Source organism: Pirellulaceae bacterium, from assembly GCA_029243025.1.
GTDB lineage: Bacteria > Planctomycetota > Planctomycetia > Pirellulales > Pirellulaceae.
Genome location: JAQWSU010000021.1, coordinates 55,822 through 81,735, shown reverse-complemented (window position 1 = coordinate 81,735; position 25,914 = coordinate 55,822). Strand labels below are relative to the sequence as shown.

Genomic DNA, 25,914 nt, shown 5'->3' with positions numbered 1-25,914 from the left:
GCTCGCGAAACCTTACGTCGCCTGCTACTCAAGCCAGCGGATCCAGGCAAACAACGCCTCGAATCTTCCGGCCGAATTGAACCAGGAAGTGAGCAGCAACGATGTTCCAATTATCGGCGCAATCGACACGCCAGACCGACCAGTCCAATCAGTAAGATAATAAGGCTACTCGGTTCTGGAACAGCGAAAACACGAGCTCCCACTTCATACCCGCCGGCGGTAAATGCGGTGACAAAATCCGAGCTATCAAATTCGGTGTCACCATTCCAGTCTCCCGTCGACCAGCTTGAATTATCGTCGACGTTATCTTCGTATTCACCTGCTGCAAATACAGCAACAAAATCCGAGCTGTTGAACTCTCCGTCAAGATTTGAGTCACCAAAATAGGTATTCGCAACAACCTCAACCCACTCGATCCGATCTTTCGAGTCGACCCGTCCGTCAGCTGTTAAATCAAAGCTCGCAGGATTGTTACCGAATCGAACCTCTGCACTCAGCAAATCGATATCCATCGCATCCAATTGACCATCGCCATTAAAATCACCACGGATTCCAGCGCCCGGCAACAACGGCTTTCCCAACAAGCCGTCTTGATAAATCTTGGAGACTTCCTCACTGGTGAGAGCTCGATGCCAAATCCCAAGATCATCTAGCCGACCGTCCCAATACCCAGGACAACATCCTCCCGGATCAGCCGCATCGCCGAAGTTGTTGGTCTTCACACCAATTCCAAGTGCTTCACTATTGGGTGCATCCGTGAATTCAGTCCCATCATAGAGTTGATCATCAACGACTTCACCATTGCGATAGAGAAACACCGTTTCTTCGATTGGGTCGACGACAAAAGCAAAGTGCTGCCATTCTTCAAATTCAATGTCATCCACATCGGTACCCACATTGGCGGCACCCGACTCCGTGGTAATGAAGATGTTGAGCGTATCCGCATCTCCAACCCCGAGCCCAAAATGAAACTGCCCTACGGATCCTTGCCCCCAGTTTTTGACAAGCGAAGCCCAGGTGGGAGCTTCGTTTGCATATCCCCAAATTGAGACCGACAACGCCGTCTCAGCTAGGGGATGTTCGGCAGCAATCACAAAATCATCGATCCCGTCATACTCAAGAGCCCCACCAATCTGCCCGGCAACCCACTGCGAATCGTCATCGGGAAATTCATACAGTTCCCCATCTGACGACAGTCCCGTGACCTCGGTGAGCGTCAAACCGGCACCATCGTCGAACGGATAATAAGCGACTAAACCATCCGTAATTGCCCCATTCGCAAGAAAAGTCCAACTTGTGCAAAAAACGCAGCAAAGGACAGTTTGCACAAAAACCAGACGATCCAGTTGAACTTTTCGGATGGAGCGCATCGTTATCTCCTCGACATACAGAAAACCACACCGTCTCAGTGAAAGTGCAGCAAAAAAAACGTTCAGCACGGCATCGAACGTATACCAAACCAGCAGGCCAATCAACAAAAAAGCGTGGGGCAACTGTTCCGAACGAATGTCTGATTCCCCTCTCCAGTGCCGAGAGCGATTATGCAGCTATTTTGTCGACTTTTGCTCTTTGATTCCTCGATACCGGCCCTCTCCGCCCTCTTCTCATCGAGGGAGGTGCTGTCCGTAAACCAACGCTTTGTCCTTTGTGAAAGCTGGCGTGCAGCATCAAGAGTCGGACTTGACGCTTTGGCATCTATCCGGTCAACTTACCCGTTCTTCGGCGTCTACAGACGCTTCCGACTCACACGTGTTCAAGGATGCAATTGACGTGGGCCGAGAGACTGAGTAGGCTCGGAGGATTGCGGCCCTTGTCAAAAGGGTGGCTCGGGGTGTAGCGCAGCCTGGTTAGCGCGTTTGACTGGGGGTCAAAAGGTCGAAGGTTCGAATCCTTTCACCCCGACTTGAAATCAAAACAGCTCATCGCGTTCATTCGCGGCGAGCTGTTTCTCGTTTGGTTGCAGCAACTTGCACGATCCATGAAGCCCATGTGGGTCGGTTCAAACAGGCGGTACATTTCAGGCCAGGCAAAGAAAAATCACTCTAAACTTATGTCAAATAGAGAGTTACCGAGTTCAAGTTCCGTCGCCACTCTCGGCGTTCGTCACTCGGATTCGAGTCCTATCTGAGGAACTTCAGGTCTCACTCCGAAACCTCATGTGCCGACCACTGCTCCAGATCGTGTCACTGGTCCGTCTGAATCCGGATCTGACGGAGTCCAGCAGCGACTCCTCCCACGACGATCCGACCGTCGGTCGGATGGATTGCAATCGAGTACGCCCAACCTTCGAGGGCGGGAATGTCCTGCGTCACTTCCACTTTCTCAGGTTGCACCGGCGTGGTCGGCGACAGGTATCGTACACCGACTCGTAACCTTGACGCGGAAGAATGGGATACGCCTTGGGATCGGCAAGTATGTTGGCTTCGGCATCAGCACCAGTTTCTCGTCGAATTCGATCGAAGAAACGCGCGGCGGATTGTTCGACGATGCGGCTGATCAGCCTAGATTGTACTTCTGTTCCAGTCGCCCCGACTTTTTCAGGCAAGAGTGTTTCGGAACCTCTTTCCACACAACAGCTTGCGAAAAGTTCAAACCTGTCTCGTTGCCATAAGGCAACGAGACAGGCGGCTGTCCGGCAATTTCTATTGTGTTGACAACCCGTCCTGCAGTGTTTGTTTTCAGGGCCAAATGTGCGAAAACAGTTCTTACTATTTCACAACGAATGTAAGTGTTGGGACCGTGCAATTGAAACGAATCAAGCTTTCCGAGAAGTTCTCCAAAATCACCGAACATTGGCGGCCCAAAATCGTTGCCGAGCTTAATGGCCAAGAACTAAAGCTGGTCAAGTTTCACGGAATGTTTCCCTGGCATCGCCATGAATCCGAAGACGAGCTCTTTCTGGTTTGGAGGGGTTCGATGCGTATCGAGTTCAGAGATAAAGTTGTTGAGCTAACGTCGGGAGAGCTGTGTGTTGTGCCTCGAGGTATCGAGCACAGGACACTGGCGGATAGCGAGGCAGAGGTACTTGTATTTGAGCCTTCGAACACAAGGAACACAGGTGACATTATCGACGATGATTTCACTGCCCCTGGGGGTATCAAGATATGAAAGCTGAAGAACTTCGGACCAGACCATGAAAACTCGTCCGTGTTCGATGGAAGATTTCAGTGCGGTGATTCAGCTTCTCCATCAGCTTTGGCCCGACCGATATCTTGATTCCCAGCGACTCAAGGACACCTTTCAACTCGCGCTCCAAACAGCTCAACAACGCTTACATTGTGCCACCATCGACTCAAACGTTGTCGGCTTTTGTTCGCTAAGCGTCAGGCATAGTCTTTGGTGTCAGCAGCTACTCGCACATGTCGATTCTGAGCTTGGCAATCCAGTCGCGAAGCTCCGTGTTATTACGAGCGGTCGCCGACTCGTCGACTCGTCGATCTCCTTGAGTATCCGCTGGCTCAACAACTCGTCTTTTGAGACTACAGCGGTCTGCCAAGTTTCTTAATGCCGCCGAGCCATAGCGGCACCTTTCAGATCGAAGTGATGGCGGTGGCCTACTTCGAATTCAGGAGAAGGCCACTCCTCGCCGCAACATCGATGCAGGCGGTCCAGATCCACAATACTTTGCCAAGTCGATCCATCCAGCCCCTGAGATAGAGTAGCGAGAACGCAATTACGACACTGGCCACAGTTGCCCAAATGCAAATCGCGATCGTCAGCCCGAAAATGCCTCCGACCGCCCAGAACGCAACCGGACAGGCCAGGAAGAAGAAAAAACCTTTGCGATGAGTAGCCTATCGTCACGTTGGCACATGCGAACAACGACCAACAAACTGGAGACCAACAAACTGGAGACCAAGCACCCCAACACACTCAGTAGGAATATACGGGTGACGAGATTGAGCATCCACGAAGAACAGCTGAAACATTGCCGTTTTGTAAAGTCCAACAATCACCTGGCGGAATCGTAAGTTCGCGACGATGCGGCTGATCAACCTCGATTGTACTTCTGTTGGGTAATTAGAGTGATCCTTCGTCATATTGAATGAGGCAACCGGTGGGTTTCGTCACGGATATCGAAATCGGCTTGGCTGCGAGCGCCGTGGTGATTGCGTCTCGCAAGTCGTGTGACGTTGGCGATTGCCTCCTCTTGCCGAAGCCGACGTACAAGTCATCGATGCGGCCCCGATACAAGATTTCTTCCTGCGGCGAGATTAAAAACGATTCGGGTGTTACCTCTGCGCCAACACGCCGTGCAATCGTTTGGTTCGGATCGAGGATCATCGGCGAAGCGATTTCGAAGTCCGCTACGTGTTGTTTTGCTTTCCCAATCGTCGCCGACTTCGTTGGGTTGATTTGGTAGAAGTCGACATCCGCCTCGGCAAACTCTTTGACGATCTCGCGCAGCGTTGGCTGGTATGCGTTGGCGACCGGACAATCTGTGGTGACGAAGACCAAGACGCAAAGTCGATCCGCGCCGGGTGCAAATAGTTGGTGCGCGTTACCGTCAATATCGGTCCACTTTTCGGCTCGCTCATCAGAGTCGCGTACCTCGCTGCGTCCTGACGCACTTAACGTTAACTCGCTGTCCTGCTCGACGCAGCCAACGAAACCAACCATCAGGAGGCAATACGACAGCGAACGGAAAACGGGCTTAATCATCGCCGACCTCCTCGGAAGTTACGCAATCGGTTCATCCTGCCGCGAGCTGCTTCCAGTTCGACTTTATCCAGCACGCCGTCTTTGTTTTCATCGAGGCGATTGAAGATCTGTTCGCCGCGAGGGAACTGCCCCGCTAATTCTGAACGTTGAATACGACCATCACGATTCGCGTCCAGACGGTCATCGGCGATCGATTGTGCCGGTCCACTTTCGCGGTTGCCTCCTCCAAGTTGACCATTGCGCGCGGCAGTCACGAATGCACGACGCATTTTCCCGCGAACGGCCTCGTTGAGCCGAGCCTGATCGCTCGCGTTTTTGGCGACGACTTGTAGACTAACACTACCCATCTCGTCGAATGACTCGCGGCCCCATGCCACTCGTTTTGGCGGATTGCTTGGGTTCGACGGATTCGCTTTCGAGTTGTCGTAAAGGACCTTTCCATGGATGACAGTTCCCGCAGGCAGTGCGACAGGACTTGAGAACTGATACATGTCCTGCCAGTCCAAGTCCCATTCGTGAATCTGCAACAGGTCAAGCATCTTGCCACTTGGCAGTCTTGCGGTCATGCACATTTCCTTGCCGAGATAATGAGCGTGCCCCGACGCGCGAATTGCATTCACATCGACCGGCAAGGTAAACGAATCGATCAGCGCATAGTCTGTCTTGCCAGCAGGAATGTCGATGTTGGAGAACCGTCCAAACAGCGGTGGAATCTTAATCGTGGTCAGTTGTCGTGACGGCGGTCGATCAGCCAAGTACAACGCCAGTTTGGCGTGTTCGGTTTCGTGTTTGCCAGTTGGATGGAAGTGTACCTGCATCACAATGTCCGATCCCTTGGGAAGCAGCATGGCATTGTCTCCGGGCAGTAGCATGGGCGTCGTTCCCGGTACGTATCCGCCCAGTGAAATCGACGGCTGAATTGACGCGTCCTTGTTCCGGGCGTTGGCGGATGCCATCGCGGCCCGTCCAAGAAAGCCCATTCCTGACATCCCCGGCTTGCCGTCTTTGCCGTCTTCGGATCGCGACGACTTGGCTGCATCCACAAAGAAGAGCGCGTGATGCAACGCAGATTTTGCTTGCGACTTAACCTCGACCGCCTTCACCCATTTGTGTTCGGGCAAATCAAGCTGAAAGACAAACGAGCGATAGACGTCGGGACCACTCGCGGGAACGTCAAAGCTACCGTTCATTTCGACTACCACATCGGGCCGACCGAGTTGCCACTCAGTGGGAAACTTAGGCAGCGGCGGCGCGGTTCGCGGGTTGCCTTGTGGGGCGCCGGCTGCGACCCAGCGTTGGATCAGCTGAAACTCGTCTCTCGTAAGCCGCCGGTCATGTTGAAACGAGACGTCGTCGGTCATGTTTTTCCACGGTGGCATATACCCGTCATCGACAACCGCTTTGATCGTATCAGCTCGTTCCGCTATGTCATCGTACGTTAACAAATCGAATGGCCCCGCTTGTCCCGGACGATGGCATGAACTGCACTTCGCGTAGATGATCTTCGCAATGTGATCGGAGAAGGTAACTTGTTGTTGCCCTTGTGCGGTTCCGACAGCGCTGACAAACAGCACTGCTCCAAAAACTGACTTGGTGAATCGTAACATGGTCATTTCCTTACTATGGATTGCGTTCCGAAACGGCTAGCTGCCGCCCTCTACTAGTAGTCAGTCACGACACTATTCTCGGGTTCGGCACTTTGTCGCTGGACTCGCAAAGTTCAGTTTTGTCGATCCAACTGAATTCTTGCGAATCCAGCTACCAAAAAATTTGGCTGTGCCACACTACTAGTATTTGTCCGATTGCAGACGAGTGTGACTCCCAAGTGAATCAATTGGCTGGAAGACGAAATCGGATGTTCGAGTATTGGCTGTCCGATACATCAGCCACCACTTGCTAGAGTCCGGTTCTTGGATGAGATAAACTGGACGCTAACGCGCGGCTGATTTGATAATTTGGCGAGAAAGAATTCGCCACTCTATGGCTCGTGATGGTCGGCCATAAAAAACGTGTCCGGCACCTCGGTGACTTCGCGCAAATTCAATTCGACTCGGCTCTCGGCAACGGGACTGAACTTTTCCCGCAACAAGTGCATCCGCACGACAACGCCCGTTTCCGGATGAGCCCAAATCCGCACCGTCTGCGGTAGGTTGATGTCGTTTTCCGATCGCGTGGCCTCAATCGGACGGCACATGACCGCTGGGTCACCCGGCAGCGGTTCTTCCGCCAAAAGCCGCAGCTCGTATTGCTGTGGTAACTCCGTGAGGAACACATTCATTTGCAATTGCAGCGTCGTAAGACGGTCAATTACGGCTTCCCGCCGGTTTACCGCATGTTGCCAACTGTCGCTCGAACTCCATTTTTTTTTGCCACGAATCCACCAGCGATTCGTGCCATCGGAGCCGATCGTCGTCGGATAGAGCTGAGTGTCCGGAAACGTCGCCACGAATTGATCAGTTGAGCGCGTATAAAGCGTGCCGCCTAGTTCTCGTTCACGTCCGGCGAAAGTCGTCGTAACTTGCACGTCATAAACGCGGGTTATCGGAAGTCGCAGCGCAGCGATCACTTGTTCCATTGCGGCATGAGCACTTTTGGGCGTCGCCAATAAAAAACTGACCACAGCGAAAACGGCGATTGAGGCAGCAGTTACCATGACGGCCGACACCCACCGAAAGCGAGTTCTATCCGTTGGTGAAGGCTTGGCAACAGGGGCCAATTGACTGCGATCCACACCGACATGCCCGGTCTCTCGCACCCCATTCGTCTTCGATTCGTCATCAAGACCGCCCGCTGATGAATCGGAACCGTCAATGCGCGGCCCGGTAGAGTGGGCACGATCACGCGCATGCAATGTCGATTCCACGCGCCGCTGACGATCTTCTTCAGGCTCAAATTGTCCGGCGAGCATGCTATGCATTAGCAGCTGTTCGAGTTCCGAGCTGGTGAGTGCTGCCTCAACAGAATCGGCCCGGCTTGCCTGTCCGTCGTCGTCTCCGTCAAGCCACTCGTCGATTGAGTTCGTCCGGCGATTGTTATCTTGGTCGTCGCTCATATTCACCCTTACATAACTTTGCACGCAAGCGTATTGTGATTTATCGAAACGTCTTCATCGAATGCTCAAGCGGGTGCCGAACGCTCCGTCTTTCGCTGTATGCATTCGGCCAACAGTTGTCGTATCCGCTGCAACTGTTTGCGTATCGCCGCCGGTGAACTTGACTCGCACTGAGCGATTTGTGCCGCGTTCGAGTTTCGCTCATATCGCAATTCCACGATCCTGCGAGACCGCTCTGGCAACTCATTGACGCAGCCGCGAATTGCACTAACCTGCTCCTCCCACGCTTCGTTGATACCGTCGAATTTCCTAAAGATTGACTCGATCGCTTCCTCAGCCGTCGGACCAAATACTAGGCAGTCGCGGCGCCTCGAACGAGCCGCATTGCGCACCAAGTTGAAGGCAATTCCTCGTAGCCACGGGCCCAATGGCTGAGTCGGATCGAACTCGCCGAACTTGTTCCAAGCCGTAATCAGCGTTTCTTGAAAAAGGTCGTCGACCAGCCCCGGGTCGCGGACCATCGTCCGCAAATACGCTGTCACCGCACGTTCGTTCTCACGCACGAGCGTCTCAAACAAGATTTCGCAACGATCTCGTTTTTCGCGCAATTGATAACCTCTGTGATTGAAACTTGTTGCTACTATCTTCTATCGTACGAAATCTGGGAAGTGTGACTTTGGATCGTTGACCAATTACAAATCGGATTGAGTGCCAATTTCGCCGCCACGCATTGTCGACATCGCGCGCCACACAGCCACATCAATCTCATCGGGAATTGAACGGACTGATCCGTCACACATTCCTACGTTGACAAGTCCTGCATGCGCACTCCGCGCGGTCACGTAGGAGTCCTGTCCAACTGCTCTTAGCCGCACCCTGTCGCACGGCATTCCGATGTCGGGGCGATCCAAACAAAGGACAATTCGATCAGGTTCGACGGAGTTGGGCGTCTGTCGCGTAGACACGTGGTAGGCACCAATCGCCTTGCTTCGCCAAATCCGTCCACGTACGTCTACGAGTCGGGTAGGTTGAGTCGATCGAAATGGAGCCTTTCGCATTTCAATTATGGCCATTGTCTTGCTCGCCCCGTCGCTGATGTGTTGGAATTTTATCTTGGACGTTGTTTTCCCCGCATAGGCTGCGAAAGGTCCCTGTGTATTTTTGTCGGGCCTGCGAAAGTCGGCAAACCCCCAGTTGAATCCGTAATTCCCTTTCTGTTCGGCAAACGTCTTTCCTCGTGCCGATACGGTAATTATCTGCTCGACGTCGGAGGGGCAGGCGAAACTGGGTTCGCTAAGCACACTCGATCCGGAAAGGCCAGAGTCACGACGAATCGCAACGCCTGTGGTGCCTTCGATGTACGGTAGTAACTGAGTCGAAGTTGTTTTCTTGCCATTCATTTCGCCGTCTTGAAGATAGATCGCCCTATTGTTGAAGAAAGGACGCTGGGGTAAGTGACCACGTGCCGATTCAAACGCGACAATGGCCAGACAAATCTGTTTTGTGTTGTTGATACATTGCGTGCGACGGGCTGCTGATCTGGCAGCATTCACGGCCGGTAGCAAAATGGCCACCAATAGTCCGATAATTGCAATTACAACTAAAAGTTCAACAAGTGTGAATCCGTCAACCGACCGGCGATTTGAGGTAGGGCTCACGCTAATCAGCCTCCTATGAAGAATCGATAGCCAGGGGTCGTTTGCATAGGTTGTTGAAAGGGTCAAACAATGGTTTGCTCGCCATCCAGCGGCCATTCGTTTTCCGCTGAAGCAGGTTCGATTCCGACATGATCATCAGCCGCCGTGCGTTAACGCTCAGCGGCTGATTTGTCGATTTCGCTTCGTCTCTAAACAGGCCGCTCCGCGCAACCAAGGATCGCTCTATCAACGACGGAAGCGGCCAAGGCTGCGGACTCTCTGGATCACGTTCGACATGCGTGAACCGATTGGCGTTTCTGCTTGAGCCGCCTCAGCACGTGCTTCCTGTCGTGCTTCCTGTCGTGCTGCACGTGCTTCTTGTCGCGCTTCCCGTGCTTCTTGTCGTGCTGCACGTGCTTCAGCGCGGGTGTCGCCGTTGCCCACTTGTCGCTCGGCACGTTTCACCTCCAGGTGTTCGCTTAGTTCATCCTGAGTCACAGCGTCGTCATTGCCGGCCGCTTCGGAAATGCGTTCCCACCGTCGGTTTGAGACTTCGTCGGCTGTCACGCTTCCGTCATCATTCTTATCGAGACGCTCGAATGCTGCATCAAATCTTTCGGCATGTCCGGCGGATCGTTCAGCTATGCGGGTCTCGATATGCGAGGTTAGTTCAGCTTGAGAGATTCCGTTGCCGTCAGTATCAGCATCCGCGAGTCGCTCCAAGACTCTTCCTGCGATGCCGTCATCCGCTGTAAGGACAGTGTCGTCGTTGGTGTTCAATCGCGTGAAAACGCTCTCAGCAATATCTGGCGCTGACGGTGGTTCACCGACCAAAGCGCCACCGTGGAGCAGTTGTCGCGATTCAAGTGATTCCGACCGCAGCTTGCGGAATGACCTAGTCTTTGATTTCATGTGTTTTTCTCCAGATAAGGATGCTCAGACAGGATGCTCAGACAATTCGCTCTCAGATCAGGTGCGAATCTGTCACGATCGGAGAGCCAACGAACGGAACGTGCGTGTTACGAGATTCACTCTGCGACACACCTCCACATTCCGTCGAAACGGTACACGTACGAGTGCTTGCTCAAGCTGCCTCTCTTGCTCTCTATTGATAATTGTCCGTGCGCGGCCAAGTGTGACATCCTGCCAGAGAATTTGAAGCCAGCCATATAGCGCGCCTTGTGAACCCACCCCTGTTAATTCGACCTCGACAAAATTCGCGCAGGATGCGTCAACTTCAGCATTTACGATTCGCGGCCCACTGACGTAGGTGAAGAAGACCGACTTCAATTTGAAACGGCCAGAGTACCAACACGCACACTCGGCGCTCACGGAGAACTTGCTGAGACAGTCGAGCGATGAATTCAGGCCAAGGTGAAACTGGGCGAGCAAAAAATTCAATAGCCGTCCTGTCACCCCGAATCTCCTCAACAACCCAGTCCTTTGACCATGACGTCAGAGTGTTTTTTTCATGCGACTCCCGTCTGACTGCGCTGAGCAGATATCGCGTCAAAACAGACGAAATGCACGATTTCCTGACTCTACAAATGCCAATTCGCTGCCGGCCACTATAATTCTCTCCCCGGAGATGATGCTGTGTTGGGTAGTCCACCGGGTTCCCGTTTACGTCCTCAAATCGTGAGCACTTCCAGCTAATCCAGCCGAGCCCGAAGTTAATCTTTCCACCGATGCCACGGTTTCCTTCGTATCGCGTTTAGATTGGAGCAAAGCTGTGAGTCGCAAGAATCGTCAATTGTTCGTCGCTTACGGATGCCCGTCTGACGAATTCGACATCGTCTTTTACGGTGGGCCTCTTGATGGCGCCCGCGTCCGCACGGACGTCTTTCCCGACTCGAAGACGTTCACTCACCGGGTCGGCCAGCGAAACTATACCTACCGCTACACCCAAATCTCCTCATCTCGCTTCCACGCTCATCTCAACTCTTTTGAAGGCGGTTGAAGAGGAGGCGTAACAAAGAGTGGGTCATGAAAAGTCACATCCCGTGTCGGGATTGGCAACTTTTCATCGGGGACAACATGAAGAACCCCGGTTCTCGGGCCCGCTTGCAGCGCAAAAAAAAAGGCCTCTTGGTTTCCCAAGAAGCCTTTTTTGATTAATCAAACGTTAGCCAACAAATCGATCGTTGGTTACTTACGTCGACGAGCGAATCCAACCAAGCCGAAGAGGCTCAACATCGCCAATACGAGGCTGGAGGGTTCAGGCACAGCAGCTGTTGCCGGATTAGGACCACCAGGTCGCTGACCCGCATTGTAACCAGCGTTGCTGAAAGCTTCGACCAAGTCACCAGAATCGAACTTTTGGTCGCCATTCCAGTCGCCTTGTCCCCAGCTTGCAGCTTGGCCTGTTTCGTACTTCGCTGCTGCGAAGACGGTTACCAAGTCACCACTGTCGAAGACGCCGTTCAAGTCAGCATCACCCATCCAGGTGTTCTTCAGGTCGTTCACCCAGATCTTGCGATCAGCCGTATTGACCAAACCATCGTTGTTGAGGTCGTAAGCCAAGTCCTGGCTTGGGATACCAACAGCAGCGTTCAAGTCCAGGTCTTCAGCGTCAAGCAGGCCATTACCGTTGTAATCGCCGACCAAAGTACCGGCACAAACTTCGTAACAAAGCAAACCATTCTCAGCATCAAATGCCCAAGTCTGGGAAGGATCAAGCGAGGACAAGATAGGCGTTCCCGTGATCTGATCCGCATCAACGATGCTGAAGCTTTCACCCGTGCTGAACGATCCAACGCCCTTGATCTGGAAGGTCACACCATCCACATCCAAGATCGTCGTATAAACTTCTGAGTCAGGATTCTCGATCGCCAATTGATCAGCCGATCCGGAGTCTCCATTGACATCAAATTCCAACGGACGCTCTGCGACGACTGAAGCATTCAAGTCGGCACTGACGAGAGGCACACCCGTGTGCTTCACAGACCAATCGAGCGTACCGTCACCAAGCAATTCCCAACCATTGTCAGGACTAGCATCCTCAATCACTTCGCCTTCGATGACAGCGATTTCAAAACTGTCGCCGCCACCTCGCTCGAAGAATTGTCCGATGATCGCTGTTTCTAGCGGTTCGTCCAAGGTGAAAGTACCAACGGTCCAACCATGACCACGAGTTCCTTCGAAGCGAATCTGGTCATCGTCAAAGCTATCGTTGGTGTCAGAAGTCACAGTGAACTCAACACCAGGAATCGTGAGTGCACCACCGTCATCAGAACCGAATCCAACCGTCCATGTGCCGGCGGGAATCACTACTTCCGCGACGGTCTCAACCGCAAAATCTTCTTGACCGGTACCGGCGACACCGTTCGGGTAAGGGAGATTCACGGGGAACGTTCCGCCGCCACCTGCCATGTCAACAACCGGGTAAGATCCGACATCGCCTTCTTCGTCTTCGAGAATTTCTTCAGCGACTGTCATGCTGTCGATCGTTAGTCCCGTGTCGGTCACAATACGGCCGGAGTGTCCGGAAACACCAGGCTGCTCAGGGCCAAACACTTGGTTCGACACGGTGGCATCGAAAGTTCGCGTACCAATCACATTTTCGCCTGCGACGTACGACGGAGGAATAATGACACAACCTTCGCCAACATCCGTTCCGGTCTTGACCTGGATATTGTCGATATGGTGATAAGCGTTTGCTCCACCCGTTCGACCACCGAAAACAAGCAAACCAGGTGTTGGATCGTATTCAACCACTTGGTCGAACACTTCGACGTCTTTGTATTTAACACTCAGGTTGTTTGCACAAAGCTCGATCGAAAGATGAGCCCAATCCATCATGTCCTGTAATTCGTCGTCGAAAACCCCTTCAGGGCCCGTTTGCAACGAATCTTGGTCGTCAACTTCGCCGTTCAACAAAGGAAATTCGTATTGATCGACGAGATCGTTGTCGAGTCGAATGCTCATGCCAACAACGTCGGAACCACCGCTGAACCATTCATCAAAGCCGATGGCCAAACCTGTGGTTGTTCCCTCTTCAGGAAGATTACCTTCGTTGGTGGGGCTCGAAGCCCAACCTTCACCGTCGTCTAAGACAGGGTCACCAGGACGAGCAAAATTGAAACTGAAACCATCCGCAGGTCGACTCGTACCACCACCCACACGCAAGTCAGCTTCGATACTGAAAGCCTTCAGAGATTCCCCATTTGCCAAGTCGGGGAAAACAATAGCACCACGTTGGCCATTCAGAGCATCGGTAATGCTCAAATATCCGGTGTCATCAAACCCATCATCTTCACGCCACTCCGATGTGCCGAAAAATTCGATGCCCATGTCTTCCGGATCGGTTTCGAAATCAAGGTCAAAGACATCGGCTTTCACCGATGTACAACAGAGGGCTAACATCAGCCCCGCAACAAGATACTTAAAATTCCAAACTTTCATTTTCGTCCCCGCTCGAAAAAAACGTGGCAAAACAATAACGATCAAGGTTGCGTAACTAAATTCCGCCAAACTCACTACCAGCGAGTTCATCGCAGCCAAGTGGATCGAACGCCACAAGGAAGGCTACGGTCGGTACAACCAAAGCATTTAGATCTGTCAGTTTCCCTAACCTAATCGACAAATCCTATAATGCAACCGCACCTCCGTGCTTGCTCACAGAAATTCTTGGAAGCTTGTGAAGAAGACGCTTTTAAGCCAAGAAAGGGCTGAAACGTGAAGCCGATAAGCATGCCTTCAAAAATTCAACAACCGTTTAAGAATCGGAACGGCGGTTACCTTAGCGACTCGCATTGCTTCTCATTTTGAACCTCGCCCCCCTGAGGCGCAAGAAAGAACCAAAGCAAATCTAAAAAGCGCAGAGAAGGAATCCGTTTGTCGCCTCAGTCAGCGGAAGCTCCAGTCAGCCATCATCACGCATCCGGCCAACTCGCTCCGTGCCTTGGGACACCGGTTCCCATCGCCTGGCGGCGTTTCTGGAGAAATTCACCGGCAGCGAAAAAGGATCCGTGCTTTCATCCAGCCCTTTGCCAAACTCGGTTCGTTCTTGGACATCCGAACATTCCGCTCACAATCGTCGAGCCTGAGCTATGCAATCAAGTCGCGAACAACACTCCCTCGCGACAGCACAAAGGGACGATTCAACGAATCTCGGATCTCTGTTTGGTGAGAAATCCCAAGTTGGTGCCACATGGTGGCAAGCAAATCAGCTGGAGAAATAGGCTGATCCGCCACTTCACCGCCCTTCCAATCACTGGCTCCCACCGTTTGCCCTGACTTGATTCCACCTCCAGCAAGCGTTGTGGAATAGACATTGGGCCAATGATCACGACCTGCTTGTTTGTTGATGACAGGCGTACGCCCAAATTCTCCTGAATTAATCACGAGCGTTTTGTCCAAGAGGCCGCGATTGGCAAGATCTTCAATTAAGGCGGCGAAACCCTGATCAATCGGTGGGACAATTTGTTTGTAGCGCGGCTCTAGATTCCCATGCGTGTCCCATTCCTGATTGAACGCATTGTAAGCGACGAATTTGACTCCCGCTTCTACCAGTCGACGAGCCACCAACAATGACTGACCACACTTGTTGCGGCCATAGCGATCTCGCACATGAGTCGATTCCTTGGAAAGGTCGAGCGCTTCTCGGACTCTCCCATCAATCACCAAATCGTAGGCAGACTGTTGCAACGCATCGTGCTTACGGCGTAGCTCCACTTCGAGGCGACGAGCCATCTGATCGAGTTGTTTCATCAGTTGCAATCGATTGTTCAATCGCATCTTCGTCATCCCCGCCTGCATGGCGAGTTGAAGTGGCTGATACGTGTTGCGATTGGGATCACCCTCGATCACGAGCGGGTCAGAAACCGCTCCTAGAAATCCGCCGTACTGTCCCGGCATACGATTGGAAGGCCCGGGAATGCTCAACCAATTGGGGAGCGAAACGCTACAAGGCACGGATCCCACGCTTCGAGTTAGATGATTCAAGACCGCGCCAGGCCCCGGAAAATCGTTAACATGGGCTTCCCGATCCTGGTCGGGTTGATTCACTGAGCCTGTTAAAGTGACATATGTACCCGCAATATGATTGGTGAATCGATGAGTCATTGATCGCACCACGGACAAATGATGAGCCACCCGAGCCGTGTGAGAAAGAGGTTCACCAAATTCGACACCGGGCACGGAGGTCCGAATGGTCTGGTAGGGGCCTCGAATTTCCGGCGGTGCCTTCGGTTTTGGATCCCATAAATCGATATGACTCGGACCACCTTGCAACAAGATAAAAATACAGCTCTCCGCTTGCGGTGCCACGGAGGCCGCTTCGCCGTGTTGCGACACAAGCCCGCCCAAGATAGAGACACCGCCAATACGTAGGAGCTCTCGTCGATTAACCAGCAAATCATCCATGTCAATGTTCTCTTTTGAACCTTCCACTTGCCCAGTTCAAAAAACGACGTTTCCCATTGTCTTACGCAGTTCAAGCGGATGCAATCATCAACTTGCCTGCACGATTTCCCGCAATCAACTCAGCCAAAATGAGTTACAGACAACTCTGCGGCATTTTACGCCCGAAAGACAGCCGATTCTCGACAGACTCTCTTTCACTTACGTTTCATTTGAGAATTTTGAGCTGCAGATTCTTAAACTCCACAATCATCCCAGGGTCGTGCAATTGAAGCTGAATCATCCCCTTATGTAGGCGGCGTTTCGCCTCCAAATGTTCGATAAACTCCGATGACAGCTTGCCATTGATATAAAAACGGAATTGGTTGCCCTGAGCAACGACTCGAACATCATTCCACCCACCACGATGAATATCGTCTAAAGTCACGGCTCCATCAATTTTTGTGATCGCGGGTTGGTCATTTTCATCAATCACCAGCCGATCGCCTCGAAAGCAAGCGTGCTCGGTGCGACCTGGCGTATGAAAATCCCATGCACCGAGAACCTGTCGACCAATTCCCACATGACCAAAATCGGCGTGGTAACTCTGAAAGCCGCGCTTTCCGGTTTCATCTTCACGGGCGCGAATACTCACCCCACTATTTCCTTTCCCTGGAAAGCGATAACTGAGCTTGAGTTCAAAATCAGCAATGTCGTGCTTGTCGTAAACTAAATAACTTCGACCCTTGTCACCATTGCCAACAATGGCACCCTTTTCAACTTGCCAAGCCTTTACAGCCTTTGCCGGCATCACTGTCCAACCGTCAAGAGTCTTGCCGTCGAAGATTGAGACAAAACCGGCTTCGACGTCCGATTCCGCCGCGGACCCGATGCTGGGCACCGTGAGGATCAGGGCGAAAAGAAACAGAATTCGGCAGCGACAGTTCATTTGATTTCCCCAAGATCTGAAAGGTATTGAATGAGGTCCAACAATTGCGGACGGGAAAGTACCGAGGTCAGTCCGCGAGGCATCGGGCTTCCTGTTGTCACTAGCTCGTCAATGTCCTCTCGTTTGATAGAGACCGTTTCGGACGAACCAATCTTTTGCAACAACAACTCACCGGATGATCGATTTTTCTTTGAGTTACGTTCATACCCCTGATAAATCTTGCCTTGATGGGTAATCACCTGGACCACTGAGTAGCCCTCTTTGACTTGCCGATTTGGCCAGAGTAACTCTTCGGTAATTCGTTCAGGCGCGAGGGTTGTACCGATTGAGGTCAGATCAGGGCCAATTTGCGTGTCACCTTCCCCCCCCACTTGATGGCAGGAAATGCAGGCCAGCGATCGAAACCATTTTTCACCACGTGCGGGCACACCCCGCTGGGCCGCCTCCGTCACAAGTTGCGCCACCTCCGCCTCACTGAATTCCGGTAATATCGAGGCCGTCCCCGCAGAGCGATTTAAGACATCCAACAAAACTTGGTCCGAACGACCGGTGGAAAACAGTGATCGTAACATTTGTTTGGCACGGTGAAGGGAAAGTGGCGTTTCGCGCAATGACATCGCGAGAGCCTCTGCGCCTCCCTGCTGATCAAGAAACGCCTGCAAAACGGATTCGGTTTCGACGGCATCCGGCTGATCGAGATCCCGAAAAAGCTGGCCTGCCAGCTCGGCCGCCAACGACACGTTTCTTCCGATGAGTGCCTGCACCGCTGCGGCGCGAATTGAGAAGGCTACATTCGAAGTGGCGACTTTGACCAAGACAGCTTCAGAGCCTGGCAGCTTCATCTGTCCCATCGCATGCAAAGCAGCCGTCCGTGTGGCCGATGGCAAACGATTATCTTGAGCCATCTCCGAGACACGTTCCCCCAATTCAACCACGCCCCAAATGCCAATCAGCGTCAAGGTTTGAGCTTGAAGTGAAGAGTCATTCCCATCGCTCAAAAAGGGCAGTAGGAGATCGGCCAAATCACCTGCAGGCCGAACGTCTCGAAAGCGAGCGACCTCCACCAAACGCGAAAGGACCTCCGCGTGAAAGGCAGCCTGATAAACCTCGGCTTCTTCGAATTGCGACACATCAAGGCCAAAATCGCACAAATCCTGCGGAGCACCCACCGCAAAAATTGCAGCGGAAGCAGTAGCCCGGGCGTCACGAGACAGCTCCTGGGAGCCAACCAGTTGCTTGAGGCTTTCTACGACCTCCTGGCCGCCTACCTCGTTTAACACCGCAATCAAATGTTTCGGTTGTTCAAAATTCAGTTCCCCCCGTTGGAAAGCAGGAAACCACGAGGGGCGTAATTGATGGATCGTTTGCTTGAACGCATATTCAATCCATTCGTCTCGAGGTTGGTCGCTGACACAGGCAGCGACAACCATCGACAAGGGTGAATTGATTGCTGAGCAGGCGATCACCGCCTCCATTCGGACAAGTGGATGCTCATCTCGAACGCGTTCCGCCAGCAAGGTCAATGGGCTCTCCAATCGATCATGCCAACGACCGACTACACGAGTCGCATAGGCTCGTGCCATGGGTTCACGCGCATGGAGTAAACGCGTCAAGAGCGAGGGTTCGACCACCTCAATTGTCTCGTAGGCCCCCAAAGCTTCGTACAGATGATGCTCATAAGCAGGTTGCTGCGGATCGAGCTCACGAACCCATCGATTGAGTTCAGTTGCCACCTCGTTAACGTCACGTTCGGTGAGCGTCCGTTTCGCCTGATAACGAGTCCAATGTTCGGGCGCCATCAATCCATCGAGAACTTCAGCCGTCGAAATCTGGCTCAGTTTTGGTGGCTGAATCGTCGGTTCTTGCGTCGAGATTCGCCAGATCCGTCCATGCGCTTTGTCACGCGTTGGATCACGATAAGCATCATCTTGATGACAGGCGATCGGATTGTACCAATCCACGACGTAGATCGCTCCATCAGGGCCAACCTTCACATCAATCGGGCGAAAATTACGATGCTTCGAATGAAGTAAAGGGGGCTGCCATTCGAGTTTAAAACCGGCTTGTTGGCTTGCTACCGTAAATCGTTTGATGCGATTCGCTTTGTAATCGCCGATGGCAAAACTACCACGTAAAGCTGGGGGAAGATGACGCCCATCGAGATAGCCAATCCCGCAATAGCCTCCTGGTTTCCCGATCGTGCGAATTCTCAATCGGTGTGAGGTGGAAACCTGTCCGGGTGAAAGAAAGGTCACGCCCCCGGCACCATCAACACTGAAGATTTGTCCCCAAGCGTCAAAGGCAACTCCCCACGGATTACCGGGCCCCATGAAATCATCCAAAAGCGGGTCCAACTGCAATCGCTTGGGACGGAAACGATAAAAACCTGCCTGATAAAGATCGCTTGAGCCCCAAGGGGTTTCCACACGTGATTCGCAGCCATCCCCCTGTCCAAAGAACAATTCACCACCCGGACTCCAGATGAATGAATTGATCGTTTGATGAGAATCGCCATTGCCAAAACCACCCAGCAGCCGACGTCGCTCATCCGCCTTTCCATCACCGTCATGGTCTTTCAAAAAAAGCAATTCGGTATTTTGACCAACGTAAACGCCTCCGTCTCCAAATTCCAAACCCGTGGGAATGTTCAAGCCTTCCGCAAACACGATCGAACGATCCGCTTTGCCGTCACCATTCGTGTCCTCCAACATGATAATTTTGTCGTTGGGCAAATCTCCCGGGAACACATGAGGATAAGTCGTGGTAACGGTTACATACATGCGACCTTGTGGGTCCCAACGCAACGCAAGTGGCGACGTCAACCCTTCGCGTTCGGACGCGAACAGATTGACTTTTAATCCTGCGATCGTCGAGAACGACGACAGTTCAACATCGATATCCGCATCTGCAGCACCATGCAACACTTCCGGCGTTGGTCGCTTAAGCCCAAGATCCTCGCCGTCACTCGCAACCTGCCAGACTCGTTGTTCGGCCTGATCAATCAAAGGCAACAGCTTTCGCCACTCTGCCTTAAAAGGGATGTAATTCTCCCCCCCGCGTGTGAATTGTCGTTCGCCATCATCCCCATAGAGCAACTTCCAGTTGGCAGGACGCCAATAGTCATACCAAAGTCGATGTCTTTCAATCACCGCGCTTCGCAACAACTCCAAACCTTCTATCTCTTCCGTCTCCACACCCAACTGATTGGCAATTTCCCGCGACATCGCTAATTGAGACGCTGGTCGGACATGCATTCCATCGTCTGTTAAGTCGGAGAGTTCGCTGGAATATAGGTCGACAAAGTTCAAGCCCCGATCGGTCGCGAGCTGCTTGATCGCATCAACGTACAACCCTAGGTCGGCGTTATGTTGGCTCAAATTCGGAATCAAACGATCCGGTGGTGATTCAAAACGAGACGGCGCAATCAATACAATCTGCCGGCCGTGTTTCTGATAGAGGTCAATCAACTTTTTGTAAGCCGTGATAAATTCATCCCGACCACGCAAACCGGCCATCGACTCCAACTGACCGAATTGAGCGATTATGGTCGTCGCTCCGACACGTTCGAGTTGATCATCAAGGTTCCCGAATCCATCGATTCGCCAACGCTCGAAAATAGTTCCCTGCCGAAACACCGTGTCCGCTTCCCAGCTAAGATCACGAAAGGAGGGACGCTGTGATGAAAATTCTTTCGCAAGCCAGGCTTCGAGATAGCCCGCCTGCTGCATGTGCAACAGATTAGCTCCTCCCATCCAGACAATGACCTCGTCTTGCTGACACTCAAATTTCGGTTGGGCTTGGACACAGTTGGCGACAAAAAGTAGCGTCACCCAACTCAACACCGATGAGATGGATCGTTTCCCAATCAACCGATTCCGACTCGGCTGGTCTCCATCCCGATCACTCAAAACATCCCAACAGAAATCTATTATTGCGTGCGTCAATCTCTACTCCTCATCGATTCAGGCGACGTTCGTCCCAGTTTTGCGTTTCTGTAATCATTAGCAACTGCCTCCAGGGGCGGTCGTGGTCCGGTGCGGTAGCCTTTCAATCAATCGGTAACCAAATCACCATACGCTTGTAAACAAAATCATTTTATGGTCGGGGAGGATCGCAAAGCAAGCGATCCGTTCTGCTTCGCGTTAAGCTCCTCAATTTGCACCTATTCCGCCTAGAATGTAAAAGCCACGTAGATCCTGAATAGATCCATTCGTCACAATTCGAAGCAGACAAGAGCTGAGAGGCCCGGCGATGGCGAAAAATGCCCCGCACGAGAAATCAGCAAAGCTCGACTCAAGCAGTTGTCAACGAAAGAGAGTCACTCTCGGATTGAGCTGGACCAGCTCATTCCGAGAGTGACTCATCTGGAAACTCGGATCAATAGAAATGGCCCCGCAGTAATACCCCGCAGTAATACCCCGCAGTAATACCCCGCAGTAATACCCCGCAGCGCGAAAACAGAGGAAGCGATCAGACGCTTCCTCTGTTTCTAATTCGCGGCGGTGATTACACTCCCGCGAAAGGATTCTTCTAGATCGGCTTACTGTCGCTTACGACGCAGCAGAACGAGCCCAGACATCAACAGTAAGACAAATGTTGATGGTTCCGGTACCGCCGCTGTTAATGCATTCGGACCACCAGGTCGAGGACCTTTGTCGTAGCCGGCGTTGCCGAAAGCTTCGACTAAGTCACCTGAACCGAACCGCATGTCGCCATTCCAGTCACCCTGACGCCAAGTCGCTAATGCACCCGTCTCGTACTTCGCAAAAGCGAATACGGTGACCAAGTCAGAACTATCGAATTCACCGCTGAGGTCCGCATCTCCCATCCAGGTATTTTTGAGAAAGTTGGTCCAAACAACACGGTCAGTCGTGTTTACGAAACCGTCACCGTTCGTGTCGTAATCCAGATTCTGCTTCGCGATCCCCTGGGACGCATGCAGATCGAGATCAATAACATCTAACAGACCATTCTCGTTGTAATCGCCAGGGATCGAAGGATTAGGATCGATCGCTTTCACCGTCGTACGGCCACCGGCAAATGTCACGGCCAGTTCCGCATCGCCATCATAGCCTTTCAACCATTTGCTTTGGATGTAGGAAGCGATGTCATCTCGCTTGTCGCCTGCAACCGTCAACACACCTTCGGTGATGTCAATTTCTGCACCTCGGTACAGATTCAAATCTCGACTGCCGACGTTCAGCGTGCCACCATAAAGTCCGATTTCGCCAACTCCCCGCTGTCCATCTCCCGGCATCTCAAGACCATTGACATTAAACTCGCCGCCGGTCATTTCCAAGATTCCCGTGGAGCTTTTCGGAGCATCCACCGTGCTTTGATCGCCCATGATGAGCATACCGGGGTTGCCGGTTAAGTTGACAACGCCACCACTCATTTCGAAGGTCGCCCTACCGAACTCCCCCCAGAAAATCCCTCTACCTGTGACGTCGAGACTGCCGCCGGTCATTCTCAGCTTGGGAGAACCATCGTCACCAATCATCACGGACACGCTTGCTTCCATCCCCTCTTCGATAAGGGGTCCCTTTTTACCTCGGGCCGGGGTTCCACTGACGAACGCGGAAGTTCCAACAGGAACTTTGTTTCCCGACCAGTTTTCTGGATTGTCCCACAGAGTATCCTCCCCTTCGCCGGTCCAAAAAGCGGCAAAGCTTTGAGTACTCAGAAACGTCGACACTAACAAAGCAAAACAGATGAATCTGAAAGACTGAAGTCTATCGATCGATTCTCTTTTTGCACAAATCATCTGAATCAACGCCTCGATCATTCCAGTTTCCTCCGAAACTCTTGGGGATAAAGCAATTTCAAAATGCAGCCTCCGCTACCTCGCGCCCACCAAGCAGCATCCAATTCAACTGAACGGCTAACACCCGCAACTTGAATGCCGCAGTCAGACCGAGAATTCGGCGTGCTCCGATTTTAGCTGCCGGAGAAACGAATAGCAAACAATCGGTAAGAATATAAACAGCAGCCCGGCAATCCGCCCCCATCGCTTTGGACGAAGAGTAAATTTCCTTGAACTTTGGCTACCACGAATCGGACGAGTATTGAATAAAAAACCTCCCTCGCAAAAAGTAACGTCTGGGCGAGCAGACCATGCCGGCTCTCCAACTGATCTAACTCAAATCGCCGTGTTCCGCCGTGCTTTCACTTGGCCTTTCCCAAACCGACAACCTCCGCAGCCACCGGAGCCATCATCGACCGACTGGCGGCTGGCAGCCAGGTTGAGATTCCGGCTAAGCGGTTTCTATTCAGAAAAACAAGAATTTTCTTTCTGATCAAGGAGAATCTACTGTTCGCTCTTCTAAGCTCGGTTGCACATCGGGCGAAGCAAGGGGATGATACCGACCGGCGGACGAAAGGCGTCGCCAGAGCAAAACCTCCCAAGAACGAAAACCGGCCAACAAAGGTGATTTACCGTGAGTTTAAAAACGACGGGTATTTTCGGGCTACTGATTGCTGTAGCGATAACAGGCCTCGCCTGGAGTGCAGAAACAGCGCCTGAAAAAGCAACAAAAATTCGGACCGTCGAGGGAATTACCGAATATAAACTCGCAAACGGTCTCAGAGTTTTGTTGTTGCCGGACCCATCTCGTCCAACCGTGACAGTCAATCTCACGATCATGGTGGGATCGCGACATGAAGGATACGGAGAGGCCGGCATGGCTCATCTCCTTGAGCACATGGTCTTCAAAGGAACACCCTTACATCCCAATGTACCAAAAGCGTTGCAAGATCGAGGCGCGAAATTCAACGGAACAACCTCCTTAGATCGAACCAACTATTACGAGACGCTTCCGGCCAGCGATGAGAATCTTGAATTTGCCATCCGGTTAGAAGCTGACCGAATGATCAATAGCTTCATCAAAGGTGAAGACCTCGCCTCTGAAATGACGGTTGTCAGGAACGAGTTTGAGCGAGGAGAGAACCAACCCCTTGCGGTCTTGAGAAAGCGTATCGCAGCGGCTGCTTTTGAGTGGCACAACTATGGCAAAACGACGATTGGTAATCGAAGTGACATCGAACGAGTACCTATCAACAAGCTACGTGATTTCTACCGACGATATTACCAACCCGACAACGCATTCTTAATTGTGGCTGGAAAGTTTAATGAAGCCAAAGCATTGACTTACATCAACAAATATTTCGGTACGATTCCGCGTCCCACCCGCAAGCTTGACAACACGTACACGATTGAGCCAGCTCAAGATGGGCAACGTTCTGTCGAGTTACGCCGTGTCGGTGAAGTGGGTGCTGTTGCAGCTGCCTATCATGTGCCATCGGGCGCTCATGGGGACTATGCTCCACTGTCAGTGTTAGCAAACATCTTAACGTCCGCACCATCGGGCCGTCTTTACAAGAATCTCGTTGAAAGCCAAAAAGCGACACAGGTGTTCGCCTTTGCTCGTGGCTCTCATGACCCAGGCTTGTTTTGGGTCTTCGCGTCGGTACCGGATGGTGAGAACTTGGATGAAGTCCGAGACATCATCCTTGCCAACGTCGAATCGGTCGAAAAAGACGGCGTGACCGAAACCGAAGTCGAACGCGCCAAGCGCAAGATTCTGAAACAGTGGGAACTGGCGCAGGCAGATACTTCGTCAATCGCCGTCGAATTGAGCAATTGGGTCTCTCAAGGCGACTGGCGACTGTACTTTCTCTACCGTGATCGCATCGAAGCCGTCACCCCCGCCGATGTCACACGCGTCGCCTCGGAATACCTCGCACGCAGCAACCGCACCTTAGGGGTTTACATTCCGTCCAAGGAACCGGAACGGGTCGCAGTACCTGCAACACCCGACATTGAAGCATTGCTTGCCGACTTCAAAGGACGAGAGGCGAAAGCAGAAGTCGCCGCTTTTGACACCTCGCCGGCAGCAATCGAAGCTAAAACGATTCGTACAACTCTACCAAGCGGAATGAAGCTCGCGATGTTGCCCAAAGAGACGCGTGGCAACGCCGTACAACTGCAGGTCACCCTGAGGTTTGGAGATGCAAAAAGTCTTGTTGGGTACCACGCTGCAGCAGAATTCTTGCCAGTGCTAATGACCCGTGGCACAAAGCAACTTGGTCGAGCACAGCTCGAGGATCAACTTGATCGGCTCCAAGCACAACTTGCCGGATCAGGCTCGCCCTACGGGCTGGCAAACTTCGCAGTAGAAACCAAGCGAGAAACACTCCTTGACGTCATTGGACTGCTCAAGCAGGTTTTGCGCGAACCGGCTCTCTCAGAGAAGGAATTCGAGATCTTGCGTAATCGCCAGGTCGCCGCCATCGCCCAGGTTCGGACGCAACCGCATGTGCTCGCCACCAATCGACTCAGCCGAATCCTGTCGCCCTACCCTGCCAACAGCGTTCGATATGTGCCGACATTTAACGAGAGTGAAAAATGGTACAAAGAACTTACCAATGAAAAGGTTGCAACGTTGTATCGTGAGTTCCTTGGTGCACAGGCGGGAGAAATCATCGTTGTCGGTGACTTTGACCCAGCGGAGGTCCAGCCGGCACTTGCAGATCTGGGAAATGGCTGGAGTGCCAAACGCCGTTTTGAACGCGTGCCCAGCGAACTATTCAACGTTGCCGGTGAAAGCGTAGCGATCGAAACTCCCGACAAGGCGAATGCACAGTATTCGGCGGGATTGACGGTTGCGATGCGTGACGAAAACAAGGACTATCCCGCGCTGCTAATTGGCAACTTCATCTTTGGCGGCGGCTCGCTTTCTTCGCGTTTGGGAAATCGCGTCCGCCAGCAAGAGGGACTTTCTTATGGCGTGAGTTCACGCTTCTCGGCTCATCCAATTGACCGCGTCGCTAGCTTTCGAATCAGCGCGATCTCTAACCCGCAAAACACGCCAAAAGTCGTCGCTGTCATCCAGGAAGAACTGGAACTACTTTTAAAAAAGGGCATCACAGACGAGGAGCTTGAACAAGCAAAACAAGGCTACTTACAACGTCAACGTGTCAGCCGAGCGAACGATTCTATTCTGGCCAGCATTCTCAGTAGCAATCTTTACGTCGATCGGACCATGGCCTATTACGCCGATCGCGAAGCACAGATTCAGGCGCTTACGACGGCAGATGTCGTCAACGCACTACGAGCTTACATCAAGCCCGATCGACTGGTTGTAATCACCGCCGGTGACTTCGCGAAGCCGAACAAGGAACAGACGAAGGATGTCGGCAAATAACAGGAATCATTCATTGGCAAGCAACCACAAACTCGCCATGATTCGCTTGTAGCGGGGCCAACATCGTTC

The 25,914-nt window shown here is 52.4% G+C and carries 16 protein-coding genes and 1 tRNA gene; 5 read left to right on the top strand and 12 right to left on the bottom strand.

Annotation, left to right across the window (positions count from 1 at the left end; translation table 11 throughout):
- Positions 1–110 precede the first annotated feature (110 nt).
- Entirely contained in the window at positions 111–1,370 is a 1,260-nt protein-coding gene (locus P8N76_09580; GenBank protein MDG2381914.1) for a PEP-CTERM sorting domain-containing protein, read from the bottom strand.
- Between the two features lie 457 nt (positions 1,371–1,827).
- Between P8N76_09580 and P8N76_09575 the strand changes: the two genes are divergently transcribed.
- The 3 genes from P8N76_09575 to P8N76_09565 all read left to right on the top strand — a co-directional run bounded on the left by P8N76_09575 (position 1,828) and on the right by P8N76_09565 (position 3,505).
- Positions 1,828–1,902 (top strand) — tRNA-Pro (locus P8N76_09575).
- 954 nt (positions 1,903–2,856) lie between these two features.
- Positions 2,857–3,108, top strand: coding sequence for a cupin domain-containing protein (locus P8N76_09570; GenBank protein ID MDG2381913.1), 252 nt, complete (start codon positions 2,857–2,859; stop codon positions 3,106–3,108).
- Positions 3,109–3,133: 25 nt separating this feature from the next.
- On the top strand, positions 3,134–3,505 hold the full coding sequence (locus P8N76_09565; GenBank protein ID MDG2381912.1) for a hypothetical protein: 372 nt from the start codon (positions 3,134–3,136) through the stop codon (positions 3,503–3,505).
- Between the two features lie 515 nt (positions 3,506–4,020).
- Here the strand turns inward: P8N76_09565 and P8N76_09560 are convergent.
- From P8N76_09560 to P8N76_09535, 6 genes are all read right to left on the bottom strand, one after another.
- Complete coding sequence (locus P8N76_09560) at positions 4,021–4,662, bottom strand: redoxin domain-containing protein (GenBank protein MDG2381911.1); 642 nt, start codon at positions 4,660–4,662, stop codon at positions 4,021–4,023.
- Positions 4,659–6,269, bottom strand: a complete 1,611-nt coding sequence (locus P8N76_09555) for a cytochrome c (protein ID MDG2381910.1) — start codon at positions 6,267–6,269, stop codon at positions 4,659–4,661. The genes P8N76_09560 and P8N76_09555 overlap by 4 nt, the downstream gene beginning before the upstream one ends.
- Positions 6,270–6,640: 371 nt before the next feature.
- Positions 6,641–7,714, bottom strand: coding sequence for a hypothetical protein (locus tag P8N76_09550; GenBank protein MDG2381909.1), 1,074 nt, complete (start codon positions 7,712–7,714; stop codon positions 6,641–6,643).
- A 65-nt stretch (positions 7,715–7,779) separates the two neighbouring features.
- Positions 7,780–8,277, bottom strand: coding sequence for a sigma-70 family RNA polymerase sigma factor (locus P8N76_09545; GenBank protein MDG2381908.1), 498 nt, complete (start codon positions 8,275–8,277; stop codon positions 7,780–7,782).
- Positions 8,278–8,406: 129 nt separating this feature from the next.
- A complete protein-coding gene (locus P8N76_09540; GenBank protein MDG2381907.1) occupies positions 8,407–9,372 on the bottom strand; it encodes a DUF1559 domain-containing protein in 966 nt (321 codons plus the stop codon).
- Positions 9,373–9,597: 225 nt separating this feature from the next.
- On the bottom strand, positions 9,598–10,263 hold the full coding sequence (locus P8N76_09535) for a hypothetical protein (GenBank protein MDG2381906.1): 666 nt from the start codon (positions 10,261–10,263) through the stop codon (positions 9,598–9,600).
- An 820-nt stretch (positions 10,264–11,083) separates the two neighbouring features.
- Between P8N76_09535 and P8N76_09530 the strand changes: the two genes are divergently transcribed.
- A complete protein-coding gene (locus tag P8N76_09530; protein ID MDG2381905.1) occupies positions 11,084–11,311 on the top strand; it encodes a hypothetical protein in 228 nt (75 codons plus the stop codon).
- A gap of 188 nt (positions 11,312–11,499) precedes the next feature.
- On the opposite strand, the gene P8N76_09525 is transcribed toward P8N76_09530, so the two are convergent.
- From P8N76_09525 to P8N76_09505, 5 genes are all read right to left on the bottom strand, one after another.
- Positions 11,500–13,755 carry a PEP-CTERM sorting domain-containing protein gene (locus P8N76_09525; protein MDG2381904.1) on the bottom strand — a complete coding sequence of 752 codons (2,256 nt, stop codon included), beginning with the start codon at positions 13,753–13,755 and terminating at the stop codon, positions 11,500–11,502.
- Positions 13,756–14,400: 645 nt separating this feature from the next.
- A complete protein-coding gene (locus P8N76_09520; GenBank protein ID MDG2381903.1) occupies positions 14,401–15,717 on the bottom strand; it encodes a DUF1501 domain-containing protein in 1,317 nt (438 codons plus the stop codon).
- Positions 15,718–15,922: 205 nt separating this feature from the next.
- A complete protein-coding gene (locus P8N76_09515; protein MDG2381902.1) occupies positions 15,923–16,642 on the bottom strand; it encodes a DUF1080 domain-containing protein in 720 nt (239 codons plus the stop codon).
- The gene (locus tag P8N76_09510; GenBank protein MDG2381901.1) at positions 16,639–20,586 is read right to left on the bottom strand and encodes a c-type cytochrome; all 3,948 of its coding nucleotides are present in this window, start codon (positions 20,584–20,586) and stop codon (positions 16,639–16,641) included. Before P8N76_09510 ends, P8N76_09515 begins: the two co-directional genes overlap by 4 nt.
- A 596-nt stretch (positions 20,587–21,182) precedes the next feature.
- Positions 21,183–22,142, bottom strand: a complete 960-nt coding sequence (locus P8N76_09505) for a PEP-CTERM sorting domain-containing protein (GenBank protein MDG2381900.1) — start codon at positions 22,140–22,142, stop codon at positions 21,183–21,185.
- A 937-nt stretch (positions 22,143–23,079) separates the two neighbouring features.
- On the opposite strand from P8N76_09505, the gene P8N76_09500 reads away from it, so the two are divergent.
- Positions 23,080–25,845: a pitrilysin family protein gene (locus tag P8N76_09500; protein ID MDG2381899.1), complete on the top strand. Its 2,766-nt coding sequence runs from the start codon at positions 23,080–23,082 to the stop codon at positions 25,843–25,845.
- Positions 25,846–25,914 lie beyond the last annotated feature (69 nt).